The 1,195-nt window shown below is 69.2% G+C and carries 1 pseudogene; it reads right to left on the bottom strand.

Features of this window, described 5'->3' with window-relative positions:
- Positions 1 to 1,195 (bottom strand): annotated as a pseudogene (locus SMA01S_RS23960) (hypothetical protein); the annotation flags it as partial.

Genomic DNA, 1,195 nt, shown 5'->3' with positions numbered 1-1,195 from the left:
ATTGTTGGCGCCGCCGGTGAACGCGCCGGTGCCGCTCGCGAAGCTCGGATCGCCGATCGCCACCGCGCCGTCGCCAAAGGCGGTGTTGGAGCGTCCGATCGCCACCGCGCCGCCGCCGGCGGTACCGGCAGTGGCCGTGCTCAGATTGCCGATGGCGACGTTCACGCCGGTCGCGCCCGTGCTGGCGGAGTCGCCCATGGCGACCGAGGAAGCGCTGCCGGCTACTGCCTTGTTGCCCAGGGCAACCGCTTGGGTGAAATTGGCCGCCGTGCCCTGCCCGATGGCGACGGCGCGGTTGCCGGAGGCGGAGGCCGGATTCCCGGTGGGAACCGTCCCGCCGCCGCCACCAATGGCGATGGCCCCGACGCCTGCCGCGCTGGCCCCGGCCGCCGGACCGGAACCGATGGCGATGGCATAGGCATTGCCCCCCGACGCGAACGCGCCGAGAGCGATCGCGTTGGTGGTGAGCGCGTTAGCCTGGGAACCGATCGCGATCGTATTGCCGCTGGCGGTGTGCGCAGCCGTACCGATCGCGATCTGGTCGGTGGGGTTTGAGGCCGAGGTCTGGTTGAACGCGCCATTGCCGATGGCAACGCTACTCGTCGCATTCGAAACCGCATTCGGCCCCGAAGCGATGGAGTTCAGACCGGTCGCGCCATTATTGGTGTAGTTGCCGCGCACCGTGCCGCCGTCATTCACGCTGTAATAATGCCCCTGCACCGCCGCGGTCGCGGTGGTCAGCTGGCTGACATTGACGGCGTCGCTCGGGTTCACGCCCGCCCCGACATTGGTGATGGTCATGCCGCCGGCGTTGATCCCGGTAGTGGTGACGCTGGGACCACCGGCGATGGTCAGGCCGGTGGTGCCCAGTACCGTCCCGCCCGCGGTCACGCTGTTGACCGCCAGATCGTTGGCCAGGTTGAAGGTGACGTCGTTGCTGGCCGCGCCCTTGGTCACGACGACGTTGCCGTCGCTATTCTTCAGGTCGATGGTATTGCCGGTCGCGCTCGTCGCGCCGACATTGGTCGCGTTGGCGCCCTGGGCACTCACCGTCCAGCCCTGGCCCAGCGCGCCGACCGCCTGGTTTGTCGCGAACAGCTGCGACCCGTTGATCGCATCGGTCGAGCTGCCGCTGATGCGGCCGGCGGCGACATTGGTGATCGTCCGCTCGGCGCCGGGCGCGCCGACGCTCACC

Source organism: Sphingomonas mali NBRC 15500, from assembly GCF_001598415.1.
Lineage (GTDB): Bacteria > Pseudomonadota > Alphaproteobacteria > Sphingomonadales > Sphingomonadaceae > Sphingomonas > Sphingomonas mali.
This window is presented reverse-complemented; position numbering and strand designations above follow the sequence as displayed.